The 19,063-nt window shown below is 42.5% G+C and carries 14 protein-coding genes; 7 read left to right on the top strand and 7 right to left on the bottom strand.

All coding sequences use genetic code 11. The features are described from left to right. Position 1: 1 nt before the first annotated feature. On the bottom strand, positions 2-1,663 hold the full coding sequence (locus VLA57_RS09730; RefSeq protein WP_133104225.1) for an AmpG family muropeptide MFS transporter: 1,662 nt from the start codon (positions 1,661-1,663) through the stop codon (positions 2-4). 495 nt (positions 1,664-2,158) lie between these two features. On the opposite strand from VLA57_RS09730, the gene VLA57_RS09725 reads away from it, so the two are divergent. The 3 genes from VLA57_RS09725 to VLA57_RS09715 all read left to right on the top strand — a co-directional run bounded on the left by VLA57_RS09725 (position 2,159) and on the right by VLA57_RS09715 (position 7,249). After that, the gene (locus VLA57_RS09725) at positions 2,159-3,088 is read left to right on the top strand and encodes a LysR substrate-binding domain-containing protein (protein WP_133104224.1); all 930 of its coding nucleotides are present in this window, start codon (positions 2,159-2,161) and stop codon (positions 3,086-3,088) included. Positions 3,089-3,302: 214 nt separating this feature from the next. Next, entirely contained in the window at positions 3,303-5,891 is a 2,589-nt protein-coding gene (locus VLA57_RS09720) for a membrane-bound PQQ-dependent dehydrogenase, glucose/quinate/shikimate family (protein ID WP_133104223.1), read from the top strand. Positions 5,892-6,229: 338 nt separating this feature from the next. Beyond that, positions 6,230-7,249: an LLM class flavin-dependent oxidoreductase gene (locus tag VLA57_RS09715; RefSeq protein WP_133104222.1), complete on the top strand. Its 1,020-nt coding sequence runs from the start codon at positions 6,230-6,232 to the stop codon at positions 7,247-7,249. Between the two features lie 125 nt (positions 7,250-7,374). Here the strand turns inward: VLA57_RS09715 and VLA57_RS09710 are convergent, their stop codons facing one another. From VLA57_RS09710 to ispF, 5 genes are all read right to left on the bottom strand, one after another. Beyond that, positions 7,375-8,334 carry an AEC family transporter gene (locus VLA57_RS09710; RefSeq protein ID WP_011513488.1) on the bottom strand — a complete coding sequence of 320 codons (960 nt, stop codon included), beginning with the start codon at positions 8,332-8,334 and terminating at the stop codon, positions 7,375-7,377. A gap of 249 nt (positions 8,335-8,583) precedes the next feature. Further along, positions 8,584-10,482, bottom strand: coding sequence for a tRNA uridine-5-carboxymethylaminomethyl(34) synthesis enzyme MnmG (gene mnmG / locus VLA57_RS09705; protein ID WP_133104221.1), 1,899 nt, complete (start codon positions 10,480-10,482; stop codon positions 8,584-8,586). A gap of 276 nt (positions 10,483-10,758) precedes the next feature. Beyond that, positions 10,759-11,292: a hypothetical protein gene (locus VLA57_RS09700; protein WP_133104220.1), complete on the bottom strand. Its 534-nt coding sequence runs from the start codon at positions 11,290-11,292 to the stop codon at positions 10,759-10,761. Between the two features lie 265 nt (positions 11,293-11,557). Further along, positions 11,558-11,908 carry a Grx4 family monothiol glutaredoxin gene (gene grxD, locus VLA57_RS09695; RefSeq protein ID WP_011280514.1) on the bottom strand — a complete coding sequence of 117 codons (351 nt, stop codon included), beginning with the start codon at positions 11,906-11,908 and terminating at the stop codon, positions 11,558-11,560. Positions 11,909-12,057: 149 nt separating this feature from the next. Next, positions 12,058-12,564: a 2-C-methyl-D-erythritol 2,4-cyclodiphosphate synthase gene (gene ispF, locus VLA57_RS09690; RefSeq protein ID WP_133104219.1), complete on the bottom strand. Its 507-nt coding sequence runs from the start codon at positions 12,562-12,564 to the stop codon at positions 12,058-12,060. Positions 12,565-12,816: 252 nt separating this feature from the next. Here ispF and mnmA point away from each other — a divergent pair, with 252 nt between their 5' ends. From mnmA to purB, 3 genes are all read left to right on the top strand, one after another. Further along, positions 12,817-14,043: a tRNA 2-thiouridine(34) synthase MnmA gene (mnmA, locus tag VLA57_RS09685; protein WP_133104218.1), complete on the top strand. Its 1,227-nt coding sequence runs from the start codon at positions 12,817-12,819 to the stop codon at positions 14,041-14,043. Between the two features lie 55 nt (positions 14,044-14,098). Next, positions 14,099-15,937 (top strand): hypothetical protein, encoded by a 1,839-nt coding sequence (locus VLA57_RS09680; RefSeq protein WP_133104217.1) that lies wholly within the window; start codon positions 14,099-14,101, stop codon positions 15,935-15,937. A gap of 81 nt (positions 15,938-16,018) precedes the next feature. Further along, positions 16,019-17,410 (top strand): adenylosuccinate lyase, encoded by a 1,392-nt coding sequence (purB, locus tag VLA57_RS09675; protein ID WP_133104216.1) that lies wholly within the window; start codon positions 16,019-16,021, stop codon positions 17,408-17,410. Between the two features lie 125 nt (positions 17,411-17,535). On the opposite strand, the gene VLA57_RS09670 is transcribed toward purB, so the two are convergent. Next, complete coding sequence (locus VLA57_RS09670; RefSeq protein WP_011513481.1) at positions 17,536-17,721, bottom strand: NF038104 family lipoprotein; 186 nt, start codon at positions 17,719-17,721, stop codon at positions 17,536-17,538. A gap of 131 nt (positions 17,722-17,852) precedes the next feature. On the opposite strand from VLA57_RS09670, the gene VLA57_RS09665 reads away from it, so the two are divergent. Continuing rightward, the gene (locus VLA57_RS09665) at positions 17,853-19,025 is read left to right on the top strand and encodes a JmjC domain-containing protein (protein WP_133104215.1); all 1,173 of its coding nucleotides are present in this window, start codon (positions 17,853-17,855) and stop codon (positions 19,023-19,025) included. The last annotated feature ends 38 nt before the right edge of the window (positions 19,026-19,063 follow it).

Below are 19,063 nucleotides of genomic sequence, written 5' to 3'. Positions count from 1 at the left end.
CCTACTCTGACGCGCGCGGTGGCTCATTGGTATTGGTTAAATTAGGATTGGCTTTGGTTAACTCAACACCTTTATTACTGCCACTATTACTATCGTCACTGCCATCGCCATAAATATCATCATTGTCACCAATGACGATATATTTATCAACATAATAAATCAGCGATAAAATAGGAATACCAATTAGAAAAGTAAACATAAAGAAGAAGGGATAACTGGTGCTATCAACGATAGTGCCTGAATAACCACCCACCACTTTTGGTAATAATGTCATTAGTGATGAAAATATTGAATACTGGACGGCAGTAAATCGAATAGATGTTAATGCAGATAAAAAGGCAATAAATACAGCACTAGCAAGACCAGCTGCAAGGTTATCAAGGATTACTGCCAAATACATATACGGCAAGCTCCCAGGATGGTACGTCAACAGAATAAATAACAAGTTGGTCACGCAGGCAAGGACTGCCCCAACCATCATTGCGCGCATGATACGCATCTTTTGTGCTAATAAACCACCTAAGAAACCACCAGCAATCGCCATGACAACACCAACCAATTTAACGGCGTTGGCAATATCAACTTTAGTGAATGCCATGTCTTGATAGAAGACATTAGAGATAACCCCGGCAACGATATCGGAGATACGATAGAGACCAATCAGCGCCAGTAACAATAACGCCTTTTTACCGTAACGGCGGAAAAAGTCAGCAATAGGCTCAATCCATGTGGTCTTAGCAAACTCTTGCTCCACAAGATTGGCTTTTACTAAGCCGTAACCGATAATCAAAGCCGCTGCCAAACTCGATACCATACGCACTACTTCGATTAAGAAGCCTGCGAACACACTTTCTGTCTCAGGTAATACCAAGCCCGCATTAGCAAATACCAGTACAAAACCTATGACTGATATAGCGAATACTAATACTAGACGGGTATATTCTGACGTTTTACGTTCAACAACCACTTGTTGTCTAATCGGCTCATGAATCACCAAGGTGGTAATAACCCCAATGCCCATTACCGCTGCCATAATCCAGTAGGTATTGCGCCACGCCTCATAGCTATAAAAGCTCTCGGTAGAACCAAAGTAATCGGCTAAATATAATGCCCCAGCACCAGCGACGATCATCCCGATACGGTAACCAGTCACATACATGGCGGACAAGACCGCCTGTAGACTTGGTGGTGCCAATTCGATGCGATAGGCATCAATAACGATGTCTTGTGTCGCTGATGAAAAGCCAAGTAGTACTGCACCTACTGCCATCAGGACTAGGCTGCCCTCATTCGCTGGATTGACACTCGCCATAATACAGATAGCGGCAATAATCATAATCTGCGAGACCAAAATCCAGCTGCGCCTGCGACCTAAGATCTTGGTTAATATTGGCAATGGCACCGCATCAATCAGTGGTGCCCAGATAAACTTAAAGGCATAACCAAGCGCCGCCCAGCTAAACATCGTTACTACGCTACGATCAATCCCTGCCTCACGCAGCCATAATGATAAGCTAGAGAAAATTAGTAAGATCGGAATGCCAGCGACAAAGCCCAAGAACAGCATGATAAGTGAACGCCGATCAAGATAAGCTTGCAAAGATTCGCTAAGTGACTTCTTGGCAATAGGAGAATTGGGCGGAATAGGTTGGACAGCAGACATAACGACTCACCAAAAATTTAGACAAAAAATACGACAGTGCGCTACTTTTTATCCAAAAATTTTATCTACTGGCAGTGTGACATCGAGACTATCAGGATAAAAAAGGACAAAAAATTGCCTAGCTCTGTACAAAGAAAATGATATTTGCTGCAAAATTGAATAATGGTACTTGAGAATGCTTAAATTGACTAGATGTTTTTCCACTAACTACTTGATTGAGCATATCGGATATACTCTATAGCTTTCCTTAGTAAGTACATGTATCTTAACCTTTCTTAAATATAAATTAAGCTATAATTTTTTGATTTACTTCTATTAGATTTCTATCTAGCGTACTATCCAAGCGATTTTCCTATATTCCATATATGTATAAATAGATACCTATTTATTATATACAAGAATAATAGCTTTGATTTACACTACACGCTTGTTATGTTTTTTGGGCGTTTTAACTTTTATAAAGACGACTGACTCTTTATATAATGGGATTAACTTATGGCAATCGACGTAGTGGTCAATCAGCGGCATCTGCAAATTCAACTCAAACAGTTGGAGACAGTGTGGCATACCGTAATCAATGGCTATAATTTAAGTCAGGCGGCGACGGTACTGCATACCAGCCAATCAAGTCTTTCAAAGCATATCGCAGCACTTGAGAATCAGCTCAAAACTGAAGTGTTCGTGCGCCAAGGCAAACGTTTAACGGGGCTTACGACAATGGGTACGGCGCTCATGCCGCATATTGAGTCTATCTTTACCGAAATCCGTACGATTGAAAACCTCAGCCTCGACTTTAACAATCCAAATGTCGGTACATTGACAATTGCCACGACTCATACTCAGGCACGTTATGTCTTACCAGAAGTCGTGAAAGAATTTAAAGAGCGTTTTCCTAAGGTTAATCTCATTCTACAACAGGCAGATCCTGAAACAATCGCACAGATGGTGATACGTGGGCAGGCCGATATTGGTATTGCAACCGAGTCCTTGCTACATAATAACTATCTGCGCTGCTATCGTTATTACGACTGGACGCATCGTGTCATTGTGCCAAGCGATCATGAATTGGCAGGACTAGAATATATCGACTTACCAACTCTCGCCAGCTATCCAATCGTAACTTATCACGGTGGTTTTACGGGGCGCGGCGCCATTGACAAGACTTTTAGCGATGCCGGTCTTGAGCCAGATATCGTATTGGCAGCACTTGATGCAGACGTGATTAGCACCTATGTTGGACTTGGCTTAGGGATAGGTATTATTGCAGAAATGGCATTTGAGCCAAGTCATTATCAAAATCTAACCGCCATTCCAGTCGACCATTTTGGACGTTTTACCAGTTGGATGGCAGTACGTGATGACGCAGAGATTCGTCAGTATGGACGGGCGTTTATGGAGCTGTGCCAGAAACAATTCAACAACTAAAACATCCCTACCAAACCGTTATTCCTAGCTTACCCCACCTTTACCGAACTTATGCATAAATGATAAAATAGAGTCTAGAACGTCATTCAGCGTTTGATTTATTTTTTATTATGCATGTATTGCTGGACGCCTAGACATCTCGTTATTAGTCATTATTACTGGGTGTCGATCACTGCATGTCCATTTGCTCTTATGTAAACAGGTGGTAGCGCTCATGGAAAAATTCGTAGCGATCATTATGGCAGTTTTTGCTGCCCCCTTGGTTATCGGTGGCGCTTACCTGCTCTCTCTAGGCGGTAGTCCTTACTATCTTTTTGCCGGCGTTATCATACTGACGACGGCATTTTTATTGTTCAAAAAATATTGGAGTGCTTACGCACTCTACGCCATCTTTATAGTAGCGACCATTGTTTGGGCACTTTGGGAATCTGGATTCTATTGGTGGGCGCTAGCGCCTCGTGTTGGCTTCCCGCTCATATTTGGTCTGTTGATGCTCTTGCCATGGGTATCAAATAAGATGCGTGGTCACAAGATTCAAGTATCGACGAGCTCTGCTAGTAGTACATCAACCATAGACACTGTTAAGAAAAACCCTCTTTATTATTGGGGATTGCTCGCTAGCGTAGGTGTGGGTGCACTGCTCTCTTTTGGAAGCTTAGCAAACAATGTTACTGACAAATTAGGTGAGCTCAAGTTAACAGCCACCGATGATGGCGATCAAGATACCACTTCATCTGATACGTCTGCAAATCTTGGTGACCCACTATCAAATGGCCAACAAACACCAGACGGCGAGTGGAGCGCGTATGGTCGTACTAACTATGGGCAACGCTATTCTCCCCTAACTCAAATCAACACTAACAATGTCAAAAATTTAGAGCTTGCTTGGCAAATCCAAACAGGTGATGTCAAAGGTCCTAATGATATCGGCGAGACCACTTATCAGGCAACGCCATTAAAAATCGGCAATGCTCTGTATATGTGCACTCCTCATAACTGGGTGCTGGCATTGGATGCAGACTCTGGTAAGACACTATGGAAGTTTGATCCCAAAGTAGAAAAGAACCTGCAACGCCAACACCAAACATGTCGAGGCGTGTCTTATTATGCTGGTCAAGCTGGCATGGATAGTACTCCTTTAGTTGCTAATGATGAGGCAAACAGCGATAGCGCCATCAATGATACAACGGCTAATAATACAGCCATAACCAACAAATCTGCTATGCACAGCAATATGATGGTTCAAAAAGTTACTGGTAATACTTTTGAAAACGCATCTAAACAATGCGATGCCAAGATATTTATTCCAACCTCTGATGCTAAGTTATATGCACTTGATCCAAATACTGGCCAACGCTGTCAAGATTTTGGTGAAGATGGCGCATTAGATTTGATGCACAATATGCCATTTACACAGGCGGGCTACTACTATTCGACGTCGCCTCCGATAGTGGTAGGCAATACTATTGTTGTGGCAGGTGCCATCAATGACAACTATGATGTAAATTCACCTTCTGGTGTTATCCGTGCTTATGATGTCAATACTGGTGAGCTATTGTGGAACTGGGATTCAGGCGACCCTGACAACACCGCGCCTTTTGATGTCAATGATCCTACTCAGACGTACAAAACCAGCTCGCCAAATTCATGGGCGATCGCTAGTGCTGATGAAGAGCTTGGTTTGGTTTACTTCCCTATGGGTAACCGCACGCCAGATCAGCTGGGCAGCTACCGCAACGCTGCTGAAGAAAAATATGCAACCTCTGTGGTCGCGTTAGATATTAATACAGGCGAAGCGCGCTGGGTACAGCAGTTTGTCCATCATGATCTTTGGGATATGGATACACCTGCTCAGCCAACGTTGCTTGACTTAGATACAAATGATGGCGTCCAACCTGCTTTGGTTGTACCGACCAAACAAGGTGATGTCTATGTCTTGAACCGCGCAACAGGCGAGCCTATTGTACCAATCAAAGAACGTGATGCACCGCAAGGCTATCTCATTGCAGGTGAACACGCCGCACCCACTCAGCCGTATTCTGGTTTGAGTTTTGAGCCACCGATGTTGAAAGAAAAAGACATGTGGGGTGCCAGCCTGATTGATCAGATGATGTGCCGAATTGAATTTAACCAGCTTAATTATGATGGTCGTTATACACCACCATCAACGAATGGCAGCATAGTCTATCCTGGTAACTTTGGTACCTTTAACTGGGGCGGAATCGCCGTCGATCCTGAAAATGGCGTGATGTTTGGTATGCCAACTTACCTTGCCTTTACGTCAAAACTCATTCCTAAAGAAACACTTGGTGATGTTGAAACCAATAAAGGTGAGCAAGGTGTGAATGCCAATGAAGGCGCAGATTATGCGGTAGAAATGGGACCGTTTTTATCACCGCTTGGCGTACCTTGTCAGCAGCCACCATGGGGCACAATAGCAGGTGCTGATCTGGCCACAGGTGAGATTGCTTATCAACGCAAAAATGGTACCGTACAAGACTTATCTCCTATTCCATTAAAATTGGAGTTAGGTGTCCCTGGTATCGGTGGACCTATCATTACTAAAGGCGGCTTAGCATTCTTATCAGCGGCGACCGAAGACAACTTCCGCGCTTATGATTTGAAAAATGGTGATGTCCTATGGAATGTGCGTATTCCAGCAGGTGGTCAAGCCACGCCTATGACTTACTTGAACTCTAAAGGTGAGCAGATGGTAGTATTAGTTGCTGGTGGACACGGTTCAGTTGGCACAACTATTGGCGATTACGTCATGGCCTATAAGCTTGGTGGTCAATCTAAGTGATTAATCTAAATAGCCACTAAGTCAAATAAAGCCATATTGATAAAGCACTAATGATTTGATTCATTACCACTTTATTAATAGCCAATCAAAAGAGCAGGTAACTTAGGTTGCCTGCTTTTTTTAGTGCTGCAATATTGCTTGTGCCCTATTCATAATGTATTACAACTTTATAGGCACGCCTTTATATCTATAAACGCACATTGATAATTGTTAAGTGAGCTTAAATACTGAGTTAGTCTACTTTGTTATGATTCATTAACATTGACTAGAGGTACTTGAAACTATCACTGACTATAAGCATATCAGTAGAAAATAATTAATACACTACTGGATAATTTATGAGTAACAAAATCCCTTTATCTTTTTTAGATCTAGCACCCGTACCTCAAGGCAAAACCATCGCTGAAGGCATTGCCCAAACCGTCGAGACAGCGCAGCAAGCCGAAAAATCCGGCTTAAATCGCTATTGGATGGCAGAACATCATAATATGCCTGGTATCGCTAGTGCAGCGACGTCAGTGCTATTGTCGCATATTGGTGCTCAGACCAAGCGTATACGTATTGGCGCAGGTGGTGTGATGTTGCCCAATCATGCCCCGCTCGTCATTGCTGAGCAGTTTGGTACTCTGCAAGCATTATATGGCGACCGCGTAGATTTGGGTTTGGGTCGTGCGCCCGGTACAGACGGTGCAACTTTTCAAGCATTACGTCGCCAGATGCAAGATGCTGATCGCTTTCCACAAGATGTGCAAGAGTTGATGTACTTTTTGGGGAATGGCACAGATGATAGTCCCGTACAAGCATTTCCGGGTGCAAAATCCAATATTCCTATTTGGATACTAGGTTCTTCCCTTTTTGGTGCGACCTTAGCAGCGCACTTAGGATTGCCATATGTGTTTGCTTCACACTTTGCGCCGCAAATGCTTGGGAAAGCCATCAATGCTTATCGCGAGCAATTTAGACCATCAGCTTACTTAGACAAGCCTTATGTCATGCTAGCGGCAAATTTATTGCTTGCGGACGATGATGCGACCGCCCATTATCACTTTACCTCAGCACAGCAGAGCTTTGTGCGTTTACGCCGTGGTGAAACCGGTCAAATGCCAAAGCCTACTCATGATATGGATAGCATTTGGAGCACTGCTGAGAAAATGATGGTGGATAGTGCGTTGTCGGTATCGTTTATCGGTTCTGTTGAAACTGTCAAGCCAAAGCTTGCAGCGTTTCTTGCTACCTATCAGCCCGATGAGCTGATTGTGACAGCAAACATCTATGACCAAGCAGCACGTTTGCGCTCACTTGAGCTTGTGTCTGAGCTTAATTTGTTTGATTTACAACCAATAGCAATGCTTGCATAATATTAAAAAACCTTCCCTTCTATAAATATGGGAAGGTTTTTTAATCAGGATTGGATAAATTCTTAATAACTGTCTTTTGATTTAACCACTGTTTGATAAGTATGTAGTCATTTATCAAACAGTGGTTAAATTAGCCCCATAGCGCGCAATATTGCTGCGCCAATCGCCATGCCAAACATCCCAACTACTGTCGTAAATGCCAAAATATTGGCCGCTAAAATATCATTACCGCCCATCGCTTTTGCCATCACATAGCTTGCTGCTGCTGTTGGTGATGCAACCATCAAAAACAGTACGCCCATATGTACGCCCGTTAAGCCAAAAGCAAAACCAACCGCTATAGCAACCAACGGTGCAATAACAATGCGTCCAATACTTGCCTGCATAGAAAGTCCAGAAGGATGCAACATCGACTTCAAATTAATACTGGCACCGGCACAAATCAGGGCAAGCGGTAAAGCCACTGCTGCTAATAGCCCACCGGTGATATGAATCACACCCGCTATCGGTGGTAGTGGCAATGCTTTATAAGTAAAGGCTGCAACGAGTGCAATGATGAGCGGATTGGTAAATAGCTTTTTAATAATCATGGTACTACGACTGAGCCAAGTATCCTCTATACTCTTAGACACTCGGCTGAGCGTAATCACCGCTAAGATATTAAACAGTATTGTCACCACACCCATATATACCGCGCCAATACTTAAGCCAGTTGTCCCATAGGCGTTGGCAACGGTTGCCAGTCCAATAATCGCCATATTGCTGCGAAAAATACCTTGTACAAAAACCCCTTGATTGGCAGGGTCGCTGATAAAGCGCTTGGCATAGAGCTCAGAGCCGATAAACAATATAAAGGTCACCACAATACCAGCGCCTATCAATACCACTTGCTTCGCATAATCAACGTCACTATCGACCACACTAAAAAACAGCAGACATGGCAGACAATAATTAAAAACGAAACTGGAGGCCTGATCGATAAACACTTGATCCGCCTCACCGCGTCTTTTCATAAAAAAACCTAACCACATTAAGGCAAGGTTGGGCAAGACGATGGTCATAGCAAAAATAATGGCATCAATCATAAATAGGCTCAGTTTAGTGACAAGCCCATCATAATGTGGACAATAGCGAGGTAAATTAATAAAAAAGATGTAAGTAATAACAATAGAGTTGGTAATTCGTAGAGCCAGTATAAAGAGAAAGCAGCAACCAAGACAAGTGAGTACACCTCTTTCTTTTAACAACGGTAGTATTTTGGCAATAAAAAAGCCCATAACGACTTCTCGGTATAGGCTTTTTGCTTTTCTATTTTTTAAGTCATTGATACATTATTATGACGCGTTTAATGCTGCTTTCACTTTTTTCTGTTTCTTGACCGTCATTGCTAGTAGCTGGATAGCAGCCGGTGTGACACCACTGATACGTCCCGCTTGAGCCAATGTTGACGGACGGACTTGCGCAAGTTTTTGGACAATCTCATTGGACAACCCAGATACCACACTATAATCAAAATCTATTGGTAGCGCTGTATTCTCCAATCTCTTCATCTGATCAATATCTTCTTGCTGACGATCAATATAGCCTGCATATTTGACAGAAATTTCAATCTGCTCTCCCACTTGGGCATCGACTTTCGAATCAGTGATGGCAGCGATATCAGCAAAATGAATCTGCGGACGCTTGAGCAAATCAAAAGCTGTTGCCTCTTTGGATAGCACCTCGCCCGTTTGCTCTGTGACTTTTTTGCCCAATGCATTGGCAGGGGTTGCCCACATATCTTTGAGGCGTGCGGTTTCTGAAGCAATGGCTTCCATTTTTTCTTCATACGCTTGCCAACGCACATCATCTACTAAGCCAAGCTTACGACCGGTTTCAGTCAAACGTTGGTCAGCATTGTCTTCACGTAGCAATAAGCGATACTCTGCACGACTGGTAAACATGCGGTATGGTTCGGTCGTGCCATGCGTAATCAAATCATCAACGAGCACGCCAAGATAGGCTTCATCACGGCGTGGTGTCCAGACATCAAACTCATTGTTTTCACAAGTGACTAGAGCGGCATTGGTGCCAGCTAATAAACCCTGTACGCCTGCTTCTTCATAGCCAGTTGTACCATTGATTTGACCAGCAAAGTACAAGCGGTCAATCGATTTGGTTTCAAGCGTTGGTTTTAGGTTTTGCGGATCAAAATAATCGTATTCAATCGCATAGCCTGGACGGGTAATATGCGCGTTCTCTAAGCCTTTCATACTATGAATAAATTCTAACTGCACATCAAACGGCAAGCTGGTTGAGATACCATTCGGATATAGCTCATGCGTAGTCAAGCCTTCTGGCTCGATGAAGATTTGATGACTGTCTTTATCGGCGAAGCGATGTATTTTATCTTCAATAGATGGACAATAACGTGGACCAACACCTTCGATTTTGCCAGAGAACATCGGTGAGCGATCTAAGTTTTCACGGATAATATCATGCGTGCGCGCATTGGTATGAGTTATATAGCAATTGACCTGCTCAGGATGCATCGACACATCGCCCATATAACTCATAACCGGTAGCGGAGTATCACCCGGCTGTACGGTCATCACACTAAAGTCAACACTACGCGCATCAATACGGGCGGGCGTACCTGTCTTTAGGCGACCAACAGGGAGTTTCAGCTCACGTAAACGATCAGCAAGCTTAATAGAAGGCTGATCGCCTGCGCGACCACCTTTTGAACTCTCAAGACCTATATGAATCACCCCGCCTAAAAACGTACCTGACGTTAACACGACCGTTTGCGTATTAAAAATAATACCAGTAGCAGTCACAACCGCTGTGGCACGACCGTTTTCAACTAGAATATCATCGGCTGCTTGTTGGAAGATATCAAGGTTTGGCTGATTCTCTAACGTATGACGAATGGCGGCTTTATAAAGAATACGATCTGCTTGCGCTCGAGTGGCTCGTACAGCGGCACCCTTACGACTGTTAAGTACTCGAAACTGGATGCCAGATTTGTCTGTTGCCAGTGCCATTGCGCCGCCAAGTGCGTCAATCTCACGCACCAAATGCGATTTACCAATACCACCAATCGCAGGGTTACAGCTCATCTGTCCCAGCGTTTCAATATTATGCGTCAACAGCAAGGTTTGCGCGCCCATACGTGCGGCCGCCAAAGCAGCTTCTGTGCCAGCATGACCGCCACCGATCACCACCACGTCGTAATTTTTTGGGTATTGCATGTAATGCCTCACTTGACTGATCACGCTATGCTTAGCGACAGGCTATTATTTAATAACAGGAACTGGATAGATAAGTGTCAGTCGAATTTAAAAAAGAAATAGCGACTAGAATATAGAACAAGCCGCTATTAGCTGAATAGATAACCATTAATTATAACAATTTTTTATCATTTAAAAAACGTTATACGAAAAACTATTGAGATTAACGATCAAGAAGTTTTGATTAACGTTGATAGCATTTACCAATGCTCATTCCCAACCTTTATGTGTCAGGGCTTATTTGCCAGGACTAAGCGGCACAATACGATCCGCCTGCCCACTCGCCAGCATATGTTGGCTGCCATAGCCTTCTGGATTAATCTGTAAATAAGCATTCATCTGCCCAATCGCATCGCCATCATCACTCGCCAATATATACTGTTTAATCGTCTCAACGGGTGGTAGTGGCAAGTTTTTTAGCAATGCTAAACGCTGCTGGTTGTCGCCTTTATTAACGACCAGTTCAATAAGTTGACGCGCATCAATGGGTAAATCTGGCGTATTCTGTGCCAATAATGCCAAATGATAAGCGCCCGCAGCATCTTGATCCGCGACAATACGCTGTTCAATCGCAATATAAGTGGCTTCTGTTGCGCCGCCTGCCACGCTAAGCTGATGAATACATTTAAGCGCTGAATGTGGCTCATTGCCGGCGATTTCAATGATGCGCGTGGATTCATTTTTTAAGTGCTCGCGACGTTTTTCAATCGCAGCTTGAGCTTGCTCGGCATCTTGTATTTGAGTGGTTTGGCTATTTAATTCGTTAGTCATAGAACTCTCTTATTATTGATTCAATGTTTCTTAATGTTTCTTAATGTTTCGAGGTATTGAACATCGATATTAAGAATTATATGGGGATAAAGCTGACAAAAACAATTGAACTTGCTGACTGTCAATATTAAAAAATAAAAAATCCGAGCAACCTTTAATGAGGCGACTCGGATTTGGGTACTTAGGATCGAATGTCAATTATATCAACATTTTAATGCCACTTAGATATTCAAGCATTAAACGTCGATATAAAGTGCTCTCGATATTAAGCAGCTGGGCTATTTGCTTCAACCAAAGGCTTAAGCTCGCCTGATTGATACATTTGCAAAATGATGTCTGATCCGCCCATCAATTCGCCATCAATCCATAGCTGCGGAAAAGTTGGCCAATTAGCAATTTGTGGTAACGTTGCGCGGATTTCTGGATTTTCTAAGATATTGACAAAAGCAAATGGGCGACCAATTTGTGTCAAGACTTCAATCGCTTTGGCAGAGAAACCACACTGTGGGAACTGCGGTGAGCCTTTCATATACAGAATGACTTTATTGTCTTTGATTTGATTACGAATCAGTTGTTCAATATCGTTGGCAGCAGTATTTGGGGTTTGCTCACTCATAAAAACTCCTATTAATTAAAACTATTTATAAAAAAGACAGGTAACATTAAATTTGTCATGTGGCTGCTACATGGGGCAATCTTAACCATATTGCAAGCAGTTTGGAAAGCTAACAGCCATAATCATACGCACTGATATACTATTGAGAATTAAACGCCAAGCGCATTCGGCACCAATAATACCACGGCATTGGCCATAATACCCTCTTGCCGACCGGTAAAGCCCAATTTTTCAGTGGTGGTTGCCTTAACACTGACATTACCCACATCGGTCTGCAAATCACTAGCGATGTTAGCGCGCATGGCTAAATTATGTGGTGCCAGTTTTGGGCGTTCACACATTACGGTAATATCAGCATTCCCCAACATATAACCTGCGGCCAAAACTTTGCCATATACATAACGAAGTAGTACGCGTGAATCTAAACCCGCATTTGCCGCATCGGTATCTGGAAAATGTTGCCCGATATCGCCGAGTGCCAAGGCGCCAAGCAAAGCGTCAGCAAGTGCATGCAGTACTACATCACCATCAGAATGCGCAAGTAAGCTGTGCGTATGATCAATAGGCACACCTGCCAGCACCACATATTGCTGCTGTTGACCATTATTATGAAACGCATGAACATCAATACCTTGACCAATTTTTATCATTATCATTCCAAGTAAATTAATGGTGATTAGGATAATTGAAAACCATTATCTAAATTTTTAAAGCGATTTTACCGCCAGTAAGATGCCATAGCTCGCCACCAGTTTCAATTAACTGGTATAATATGACGCTTATTTTATCATAATACCCAATCCAAAAGATAAGCCGACGTCGTTCTGCTGAGACTACGCATGGTAGTCATTGCATAATTTTGGCGTCAATATGTATTTTGGAGAACGTATAAATAGTTGAGCCGCTTTATGTCAGCCATACCAAACGCTTCTAACACATCAGCTTCTGCTTCTTTTGACGCCCATCGCCCTCTAACGCTTGCCGATATCAATGATCCTAGCACTAAGCATGTGATTGTTGGCATGTCAGGCGGAGTCGACTCTTCTGTGTCTGCCGTATTGCTTCAGCAGGCAGGCTTTGTGGTCGAAGGTCTGTTCATGAAGAACTGGGAAGAAGATGACGGTACCGAATATTGTACGGCGATGGATGACTTAGCAGATGCGCAAGCGGTGTGCGACAAAATTGGCATAAAATTGCATACCGCCAACTTTGCCATGGAATACTGGGATCGCGTCTTTGAGCATTTTTTAGCGGAATACAAAGCGGGTCGCACGCCAAATCCCGATATTTTATGTAATAAAGAAATCAAGTTTAAAGCATTCTTAGACTATGCATTAACGCTTGGTGCTGATTATATCGCCACTGGTCACTATACCCGCCGCAGTGTGAACCATAAGAATAATGACGGTATTGAAGTGGCTCAATTGCTACGTGGGCTCGATAATAATAAAGACCAAAGCTACTTCTTACATGCGGTTGGTGGTGACAAGCTTGCCAAAACCCTGTTCCCAGTTGGTGAGCTCGAAAAACCAGTCGTTCGTCAAATCGCTGAAGATCATGACCTTATTACCGCCAATAAAAAGGATTCAACTGGTATTTGTTTTATTGGCGAGCGCCGTTTTAAAGACTTTTTACAACAGTACCTGCCTGCCCAAAAAGGCGATATCGTCACTGACGATGGTATTACTATCGGTACGCATGATGGTCTTATGTACTATACATTAGGGCAGCGCGGTGGTATTGGTATTGGCGGAGTGAAAGATCGTCCCGAAGAACCATGGTTTGTACTCGCAAAAGACTTGGATAACAACCGTTTGATCGTTGGACAAGGTCACGAGCATGCCATGATGCTGAGTAATGAGCTACAAGCTTATAAGCTCGATTGGGTCAATGGTTTACCGCCTGCAGATATCTTTAACGAAGATGGCTTACGTTGTATGGCAAAATCGCGCTATCGTCAGCCTGACCAAGCTTGTACCGTATTTGCTAACAATGAAAATGGTAGTGAGGTACGAGTGGTATTTGATGAGCCACAACGTGCCGTTACTCCCGGTCAATCAGCGGTATTTTATATCGAGGAAGTTTGTCTAGGCGGCGGCGTGATTGCCTGTATTGATGCGCCTTGCGGAATTTGACATCTCATTTATCCTTAATTAATAAAATGATTTGCCTTTGTTTTTAGGATATTGAATGACCGCTCGCTTTTTTGTTTTACTTACTCTTCCAACTTCTTTTTCGTTATGGGCGAAGCGAGGTCTTACGCTTACTTTTATGGCGGCGTCATTTAATTTGCAGGCTGCACCAACAAATATGGGTAGTATGACCGTTACCAGCTCTAATGCTTCGGCTGGTACTGCTTCTGGCACATATGTAGCAGCAGGTTCTGGTGCTACCGGTAGTTTTACTTTAGTTCGCAATGAAAATATTGGTTATAACAATAGCGCTGAGATAACACCAGCTAGTGGTACGCGCACCAATGGTATTGAAATCAGGAATGATTCTAATACTAGTATTGATAGAGATAAGTTCAAGTACACCTTTACTATTACTCCTGATGACAATGCTTCTATACATACCATAAAAGTTGGTCAAGCTAGCTATTCAATAGGTGGTAACTCAGAGATTGCACGTCAAACATTAAGCTTCACCCAAAATAGTCAAATTATTACACCTGCGCAAGCTACCATCAGAAATAATCCAAACGTCCCCTATTTTTATAATGCCATGGGTGATTATTTTATGGGTAAAAAACTGGCTGGAAATAGCTTTAGCTCTAACAATACGGTTACCTTGCCACAGCTACGCTTCGATAGCTCAAATGGTGGGGATAGCGGCTTATATTATTACGGAATCACTGCGCTTAACGGTAGTGGTAATAGTAGCTCGTTTACGCCTACTACCAATAGTAGTGGACAAGTATCTTTTGCGTCTGGTCAAAAAAGAGGCACCTTGCCTCCTATGCCCACCTTTACCAATATTCTAAAAGAAACCTCTACCAGTCCCAATAATCAGACGACTTATCGAGCATTGAACGTAAACGACATCATAGCTAATAATAGCAGCTACGTCAGCTATGGTATCGCTAATGCGGACAGCAACTATGTTCTTGCGGTTAAAAATGCCAAGACTGTCACCTTAACTTACGAAGGCATCATGAGAGGTAATAGCGCTATTGAAGCGGATGTGGTTGGAGAAACCTATAATGAATGGATCAGCTTCGGGGTAGAAAGCGAACCTCTCTATTATGTTTTTTCAGGAACAATATTTAACGATAATGGTGGTAATACCAATCCACAAGTCAATAACTCTGGCTACTTTAACGGTATTTTTGATACCGTCTCCGAAAGCGGAATTTCTAACAGTACTATTAAACTAGTCGATTGCAACAACTCAGATATAGTTTACGCTAGTGAAAATTTACCTATGACTGGTGTTGGGCAATATCAACTTAGAACGCCCATTGCCAATCTGAGCGGCAAAAACACTGTCTGTTTGACAGAAGAAAACAGTACGAATACACACCCTATTCGCACTACTAATAGTAAAAAACAAGTGGATTTAGTGACGAACAAATATTTTTATGATACCAATAATTTTGGTAGAGTCGCTGCTGAAAATGCTGCTCTAGTACTTATAAAATACCAATATGTAAATAGCTGTCCGGCGACTATTGATTACCCCAATATTAGCAATACCGCTGCTGACAACCCTAATAGTGGTTTTAGTACGAAACCTATTGATAATATTGAGCCTGGAAACTGTATTGCCTATAAAATTACGGCAACCAATCGCGCCAACCTTTCTATTGATAACTTCATAATGCAAGATATGCTTCAAAAGAAGGGAGAAAAGGGGGCCACGGTCGACTCAAAACTGATTGCACCACTTTATAAGCCAAATGACTATGCTTCTGATAGTGTGGCTATCGGTAACAATGGTTTAATTAAAACCAAAATATTTACTCTAGCGGCAAAATCATCTTACGACTTTTACTTTAATACTAAGTACGGTACAACGCAATCTAATTAATACATGATGATTTTTCAGATTAAATCATTTTTTACATTTTTTTAACCAGCTGTAATTTCAATAACTTTTTGAGGCAATGATATGAATCTACTTACCGCACTCTCCCCAATCGATGGTCGCTATGCATCCAAAGCCGATAGCTTGCGCCCTTATTTATCAGAATTTGGTCTGATTAAAGCGCGCGTGACCGTTGAGATTCGCTGGTTACAGTCATTGGCTGATAATAGCGCGATTGGTGAGTTGGCAGAATTTGATACCGATACCAATGCGTTTTTAAATGCTATCGTAGATAACTTTAGCGAAGCTGACGCGCAAGCGATCAAAGACATCGAAGCAACGACCAACCATGATGTAAAAGCGGTTGAATACTTTATTAAAGATAAATTCCGTGGTCAGGCAGCACTTGAAGATTCATTAGAATTTATTCATTTTGCTTGCACCAGTGAAGATATTAATAACCTATCTTACGCACTCATGCTCAAAGACAGCCGCGAAATCGTCGTTGCTAAAATGCAAGAAGTAACGGATAGCATCGTTAATCTAGCAATTATCCATGCTGATCAACCGATGCTGTCACGTACTCATGGTCAAACGGCAAGCCCGACGACTCTAGGTAAAGAGATGGCAAACGTTGCTTATCGTCTAGCGCGTCAAATCAAGCAAGTCGGTCAGGTAGAGTTACTCGGTAAAATCAATGGTGCGGTCGGTAACTATAATGCTCACTACGCCTCATATCCTGACGTTGATTGGCAGAATCATGCTGAAAAATTCATTAATGAACGTTTAGAATTGACCTTTAATCCTTATACCACGCAAATTGAGCCGCATGATTATATTGCTGAATTGTTTGACGCAGTAAAACGCTTTAATACCATTCTAATCGACTTTAACCGTGATATTTGGCAGTATATTAGCTTAGGCTATTTTAAACAGCGTCTAAAAGATGGTGAAGTGGGTTCTTCTACCATGCCGCATAAAGTCAACCCGATTGACTTTGAAAACTCTGAAGGTAATTTGGGTGTAGCTAATGCCATGCTTGCTCATTTGGGTGAAAAGCTACCGATTTCACGTATGCAGCGCGATTTGTCTGACTCTACCGTGTTGCGTAATATCGGTGTTGGTCTAGCACAAAGCATGATTGCTTATGATGCGTGCCTCAAAGGCGTCAGCAAACTTGAATTAAATGCCCAACGTTTAAATGATGACCTAGATAATGCGCAAGAAGTATTGGCTGAACCAATTCAGACGGTTATGCGTCGCTACCGTGTTGAAAACCCATACGAGAAGCTTAAAGCTCTTACCCGTGGTAATGCCATGACTCGTGAAGCAATGCTTACTTTTGTTGATGGCGATGAGTTATCGGCAGTCAGTGAAAGCGATAAAAACAGTTTGCGCGAAATGACGCCTGCTACTTATATTGGTAATGCGGCTGAACAAGCACGCACGATTAAAGAATGGATTGCTAAAATTTAACTGGCAATCAGCTCATCTCTATCAAATGCAAAAAAAGATATAAATGAGCACTCATTTATATCTTAATAAGAACCTTACTCTAAACACTATTATTTTTTAAAATACATAGTTGATGGGTGAGGTTTTTATTCTTTATCGTCTTTATCACTGCTATCGCCTGGTATGATAGCTTTACCCACAGCAACCGTACCTTTAACCACACCTTTAGTGGTTTTATAAGCGATTTTAGCAGGTACAGTAACAATTTTATGTACACAAGCTTGCAGCAAAAACATACTGGCAATAATAACGATAAAATGCAATTTTTTCATAAATGTCCTAAGAATAATTATAGGCTCTGATGACAGTCATCAGATAAGCAATAATCATAAACTAATAAATCCTGCCTATAAAGCCATCATTTCTATTAATCTTATAACCAGTTAACCATACGGATTTATCCATGACTTCTATCTCCCTTTGTTTACCGAATACCATTACTCCTGAGCAATTCTTAAGCGATTATTGGCAAAAAAAACCCCTCTTGATTAAGCAAGGCTTACCACAATTAATTGGTATGTTTGAGCCGGAAGATATCTTAGGCTTAGCCATAGATGAAGACGCTACTGCAAGGCTACTGACTCAAGCTGCGAGCAAACAAGAAGGTCAGCCGCAATGGCAACTTAAAAAGAACCCACTAACTGAAGCCGACTTTGATAACTTACCTGAGCAATGGTCAGTACTGGTACAAAATCTTGAGCAATGGTCGCCGGAACTTGGCGCATTATGGCAGGCGCTTGATTTTATACCGCAGTGGCAGCGCGATGATATTATGGTGTCTTATGCGCCAAAAGGCGGCTCGGTTGGCAAGCATTATGATGATTACGATGTATTTTTAGCGCAAGGGTTTGGCTCTAGACGTTGGCAGTTAGGTAAGTTTTGTGATGAGCAGACCCAATTTGTTGCCGATGAGCCGATACGTCTATTTGATGATATGGGCGAGATTATCTTTGATGAAATCTTAGAAGCCGGCGATGTGCTATACGTGCCACCAAAATTAGCACATTTTGGCGTAGCGCAAGATGATTGCCTAACCTTTTCCTTTGGCTGCCGTCGTCCAAACTTGATGCAAATTATTGACAGCCTTGCCGATGTCGCAACCAATGACAGCGCTTTATTTATACCGATGCTATTACCACAAGCTATGCAAGCGTCAGGGGCATTAAAGACTGACAGCATTGAGGCGATTAAAACTCAATTATTACAACTGCTCCAATCTGAGCGCGGTGATACGATTATTCGCCAAGCCGTGTCTGAAGTGGTCAGCAAGCGTCAATATGATGTGCTTGTCCCTGAAGAGTCGCTGACGACTGATGAGATGATAGCAGCATTGGCAACTGGCGCGACGTTGCAAGCAGATTACAGCAATCGTTTGTTATACACTCAGGCGGATAATGACATCGTTTTATATGCCAATGGGCAACGCCTAGATGATTTGCATGAAACATCGATAGCACTACTGGTACGCTTATCTAATGGCGAGCGTTTGACCCTTGACGATATGGAAGGGATTGACCCTGATGAAGTGATGGAATGGTTAGAGAATGGTTGGATATGGATGAATCATCCAGAGTAATGCCATAGTTATTAGCCAATTTTTATAGCACATTGGCT

Source organism: Psychrobacter sp. S4(2024) (assembly GCF_036861305.1).
GTDB lineage: Bacteria > Pseudomonadota > Gammaproteobacteria > Pseudomonadales > Moraxellaceae > Psychrobacter > Psychrobacter cryohalolentis.
This window is presented reverse-complemented; position numbering and strand designations above follow the sequence as displayed.